The sequence below is a fragment of the Thermodesulfovibrionales bacterium genome, assembly GCA_035622735.1.
Classification (GTDB): Bacteria; Nitrospirota; Thermodesulfovibrionia; order Thermodesulfovibrionales; family UBA9159; genus DASPUT01.
This window is the reverse complement of sequence record DASPUT010000088.1, coordinates 1-5529: the sequence shown is the minus strand read 5'-3', so window position 1 is coordinate 5529 and position 5529 is coordinate 1. Positions and strand designations below refer to the sequence as shown.

Below are 5529 nucleotides of genomic sequence, written 5' to 3'. Positions count from 1 at the left end.
CCACTTTCCATCACGCAACACTTGTGCTTTGACCGCCAGTTTCTTCTTAAGGAGTTCAACCGCTTTTTGCGAACCGCGCGAGTGCAGGTGGCCGATGACGGCATTTACCGTAAGCAACGCAAAGATTATTATCGCTTCAAGGTAATGCCTCAATATAAATGAAAGCCCCATTGCAAGTTCCAGCAGCCACGGCATGGGTCCCCAGTAGCGCAACAGAAAATCAAGAAGTGCGCTCTTCCTTTTCTCCACTATTTCGTTATATCCGAATATCTCGAGACGTTTCCGGATGTCGGACTCCGGAAGTCCGCTGTTGGACGTTTGGAGGGACTTGAGACATTCTTCAATCGAGATATTCTTGTATTCAGATGTGTTTCTGACTCTTGAAACCATTAACCTAGAGATCCCACCCGCCTTTCCTCTTTGATCTCCTCATCATGTCCGGGTATAAGGTATCGAAAACAAAGACGAAAAATCGATCAGGAATGCCTCTTCAGACGGTACTCACCATAGTTCAGGCAGTCGGTGCGATGGATCTCGCCAAAAATGGAGCGCTTGTGACAATGCTTTATGCCCATGAACAGCCATCCAAACTCCATTCCTTGTTCAACAATGCGCCAGTGCATACGAGTCCTTCATTTTACAACCAGTGTACCACCAGCACGTCGCTTTGCATAGCCGACGAATGATATTACTGATGAAATAGAAAAAAGGTGGGTAGATTTCTTCTGGAACTACCAGAGCGTTTCCGATAAAGGGAGACATCCAATTAAATATCCGGAAGGATGACCCCAGCTGTGGAACCTACCCTTGTCAGCTCCTTTGGGTGTTGCCCAGGACACGCATACCGTTCTATGGCATAATTCACGACTATACGATACAATTAGAAAATAGGCCATTTGGTTATTTCTAGGCATTTGAAGCTGATCCTAGACGCGAGAAGGAGGGAATCACTATGGCGAAGCAAAGAAAAGGAAAAAAACAGGTCAAGACTGCAACGAAGATAATACCTGCCTCCGAGAGCGTGAAAACGTCCTCCGCCGCAAAACGGACCAGTCGCACGGCAAAGCCCGACTTCAAGGCGGCGGTAGAGACTAACGGCAAGCCGATCTGTGTAGTGGGTGTCGGGGCTTCTGGAGGCGGGCTTGAAGCGGTGGAAGCCTTCCTGACCCACATGCCTGTCGACAGTGACGTGGCCATAGTGATCGTGACCCACCTCGACCCGACACATCCGAGTATCATGAGCGACCTCCTCACACGATATACTACGATGAAAGTTTTCCAGGCAGAAGACAACATGGTGCTAAAGAGGAACCGTGTGTATATCATTCCTCCGGGAAAAGACATGGCGATAATGAGCGGCTCGCTCCAGCTTCTGGAGCCGCAGATCATAAGGGGCATGAGGCATCCCATAGATTTCTTCTTTCGCTCTCTCGCTAAAGACCAAAACGAAAAAGCAGTGGCCATCGTCCTCTCAGGTGCCGGGACGGACGGCACCCTCGGTCTTAAGGACGTAAAAGGCGAAGGCGGAATGGTGATGGTGCAGATACCTGAAAGCGCAAAATACGATGGCATGCCCAGGAGCGCGATAGAATCAGGGCTTTCAGACTATGTTTTAGCGCCGGAGAAGATGCCCGAGCAGCTTTTGAAGTACGTAAGACACCCGTATGTCGTGGCAACGGCAAAACGGGATGTCCTGATGAACAAGATCTCTGAAAATCTCCATAAGATACTTCTTCTCATAAGGAGCCAGACGGGGCGTGATTTTTCCTATTACAAGGAGACGACAATCATCCGCAGGGTAGAAAGGCGGATGAACATAAACCACATATCAGAAGTGGCGCAGTATATCATCTTTCTTCAGAGAAACTCGATTGAGGTCGAGTTGCTCTTTAAGGAACTCCTGATTGGTGTGACGAGCTTCTTCAGGGACCCTGGGGCCTTCGAGACATTGAGGAAAAAGATCGTACCCCATCTTTTCTCGAGAAAGCGGCCCGGTGAAAACCTTAGGGTATGGGTCCCCGGATGTTCGACAGGTGAGGAGGCATATTCCATTGCCATTACACTGAAAGAATACATGGAGAAGATTAAAAAGCCGTTTAATATCCAGATCTTCGCCACCGACATAGATACGGGTGCGATTGAAAAAGCGCGCTCGGGCATTTATCCCGACAGTATTGCCTCGGATGTCTCGCCAGAGCGCATAAGGAGGTTTTTCTCAAAAGGCGACAACACTTACCAGATAAAGAAAGATATAAGGGAGATGGCGGTGTTCGCGGTCCAGGATGTGATCAAGGACCCTCCTTTTACGAGGCTCGACCTTATAAGCTGCAGGAACCTTTTGATATATCTGAATCCTCAAATCCAGAAAAAGCTTTTGCCCCTCTTCCACTTTGCCCTATTGACTGATGGCATATTGTTTCTCGGCACCTCCGAGACCGCTGGGGAGGCCGGAGATCTATTTTCAAGTCTCGAGAAGAAGTGGAAGATGTTCAGGCGGAAAAAAGCGCCGCTGGCACGTCTTGAGCATATAGAGTTTCCTGCACTGCCTCCTCTGCAGGGTATCACAGAAGCCCAGAGGACAGGCGTCGGTAGACAATCAGATGAGCCGATCATAATAGACCAAGTGGCAAAACGGCTTCTCCTCGAGGACTATACTCCGCCTTGTGTTATTGTGAATGAAAAGAACACTATCCTTTACATACATGGGAAGACTGGGAATTATCTCGAACCCGCCCCCGGGGAAGCGCGGATGAACGTTCTCGATATGGCCCGTGAGGGGCTCGAATATGAGCTTGGCAGGGCGATAAGAAAGGCGACCGTACAGAAGAAAGCTATTGTACGCGAAGGGGTACAGGTCAAGATCGACTCAACGGTCCGTTATATCGACCTTGAAGTCAAACCATTGATCAAGCCTGAGCAGTTGAGGGGCTTTTTGCTGATAGTCTTCAGGGAAGCTTCTACGCCTGATCAACGGGAAAGGGCTGTGCGGTCGATTAAGAAAGGCGAGATGGGCCGCATAAAGAATCTCGAAAAGGAGCTTGCCACCGCCAAGGACTACCTCCAGCATACGATAGAGGAACAACAGTCAGGCAATGAGGAGCTGCAGTCTATGAACGAGGAGCTACAGGCATCCAATGAAGAGCTCCAAAGCACGAACGAGGAACTCGAGACCTCGAAGGAAGAAATTCAGTCCATAAACGAGGAACTGGTCACGGTGAATGCAGAGCTGCAGTCGAAGATCGAAGAGCTCTCTCATACGAACAACGACCTCAATAACCTCCTGGCGAGCACAGACATAGCGGTCATCTTTCTTGACAATGGCCTCAACGTGAAACGCTTTACACCAGCCGCAACTAAATTGGTGAACCTCATACAATCCGATGTAGGACGGCCTATAGATCAGATCACCACGCTCTTTGAGGATGAAAACCTTGTCATTGACTCAAGGGAGGTCCTGAAGAATCTTGCCTCTAAGCAGAAGGAGGTGCGTTCGAGAAAGGGTCTTTGGTATGAGATGAGGATTATCCCCTACAGAACGGTCGACAATGTCATAGACGGCGTTGTGATGACCTTCATTGATATTTCTGAGAGGAAAAGGACCATTGAACACGCAAAGGAAGCGGAGGAAAAGTACCAGATCATGTGCCATTCTACGCGGGACGGCGTCGCGCTCATCGATGAGTATGGACTGGTTTCTGAGTGCAACATCGAATTCGAAAAACAGACAGGGAGGAAAGCCGATCAGCTCAAGAAGATGAAGATATGGTTCTTGAGCCCTCACGCAAAAAAGGAAGAGACCAAGAAGATTATCGCGTCCACGAGAGAGAAGGGAAGTGTCTCTTCAAGGAAACTGCAATTTCAAAGACCGGAAGGCGAGGTCGTTACAGTTAACTTTGAGGGCAAAGTCTTAGGGATAGGAGGGAGGAAGTTCCTCCACGTTGTCACGCGCCGGGTATAGGAAGACAAGTAGGAATGAAAACCATCCTCTTGGGGGAAGAAGAAGCCTGGAGGATTAACAAACTTATGAGCGCAAACGATCCAAAGTCACGCAGAGCAAAATCTCCGGTACACGACACTAAAAATAAACTGGATACACTCCGTAAGAAGGCCGAGGCGCTGGTGAGAAAAAAGTTCGGCAAGATTAAGCCTGAAGCGTTTTCAGATGAAGGAATTCAGCGATTGATCTATCAACTTCAGACTCATCAGATAGAACTCGAGATCCAGAACGAAGAACTCAGGCTTTCCCAGCTCATGCTGAAAGAATCGAGACAGAAGTATTCGGACCTTTATGACCTCGCGCCTGTGGGGTATTTCACCTTTGACATTAATGGACTTATTCTTGAAGTTAATCAGACTGGTGCGGCGCTTCTGGGCATGGAAAGGCTTCGCCTGATTAAAAAACCTCTGACCGTGTTTTTGAGCAAGGACTCCCAGGATATGTTCTTCTTTCACCGAAAAAGAATACGTGAGACCGGGGAGCTGCATACCTGTGAGCTCCAACTGAGGAAACCGAAAGGGACCGAAGTCTTTGTTGAGCTTCGGAGTGTTCCAACTGAAGGCAAGAGGATTCTTACCGCTATGAGCGAAATCACCGAACGCAGAAAGACCGATGATGAGATCATACGCTATCGTGAGAGCCTGGAGCAGATGGTCAGGGAACGTACATCAGCTTTGGTGGCGTCAAATGAAGAACTCGAAATGGAGATAGTCGGAAGAAAGAGGCTGGAGGAGAAGTTGAAGGAGAGCGAGGCGTATTTCAGGGCTATGGTGGAGAACACATCCGATATCATCATGGTCTTGAATCCTGATGCTACCATCAGGTTCTCGAGCTCTTCTGTAAGGCGTGTGCTTGGCTATAAGCCTCAAGAATTGATCGGCAAGAGCGTATTCAGCTTTATTCATCCGGAGGATACACCCCAAAATTTGGAATTGTTTCTGAGTATCCTCAATGGGGGTACGGACAGGCACGGTCTCGCCCGGGTCGCAGACAAGAAAGGGAATTGGCACACCTTTGAAGGCATGGGCACAAGCCTTCTGGACAACCCCCATGTGTCAGGGGTAATCCTGAATGCGTGGGACATCACCGCGTGGAATAGCGCCCAGGAACAGCTGCGCCAGCTCACTTTGCATCTGATTTCGGTTCGCGAGGATGAACGGGCCCGCATAGCAAGAGAAATCCATGACGAGTTGGGACAACTCCTCACTGCGCTGAAGCTTGAGATCTCTATAATAAGTAAGAAGCTTCGAAAGGATCAGGAAATTCTCCAGTTGAAAGCAACCTCCATTTCCCAAGCTATCGACGACATGATAAAGACGGTCCGTAGGATTTCCTCTGGTCTGAGGCCTGATGTTCTTGACAATCTAGGCCTTGAGGATGCGGTGCGACAGGAAGCTTTGGAATTCCAGAGGCGCACGGGAATACATAGCAGTGTGAGCGTGGAAATAAGGAAAGAGGCGCTTTCTGAGCACGTATCCATAAACGTTTACCGTATCCTTCAGGAAGCCATGACAAACGTGGCCCGCCATGCG

Annotated in this window: 3 protein-coding genes; 2 read left to right on the top strand and 1 reads right to left on the bottom strand. The window is 49.1% G+C overall.

The genetic code is table 11. The features are described 5' to 3' along the window. Window positions 1-390: cation-transporting P-type ATPase (locus VEI96_04955; protein HXX57329.1), on the bottom strand; the 390-nt coding region annotated here is incomplete at its 3' end. 562 nt (window positions 391-952) lie between these two features. Here VEI96_04955 and VEI96_04950 point away from each other — a divergent pair. Together VEI96_04950 and VEI96_04945 are read left to right on the top strand one after the other, a co-directional pair. After that, complete coding sequence (locus VEI96_04950) at window positions 953-3958, top strand: chemotaxis protein CheB (protein HXX57328.1); 3006 nt, start codon at window positions 953-955, stop codon at window positions 3956-3958. Between the two features lie 14 nt (window positions 3959-3972). Next, window positions 3973-5529, top strand: a 1557-nt coding sequence (locus VEI96_04945; protein ID HXX57327.1) for a PAS domain S-box protein, incomplete at its 3' end; no start/stop codon positions are given.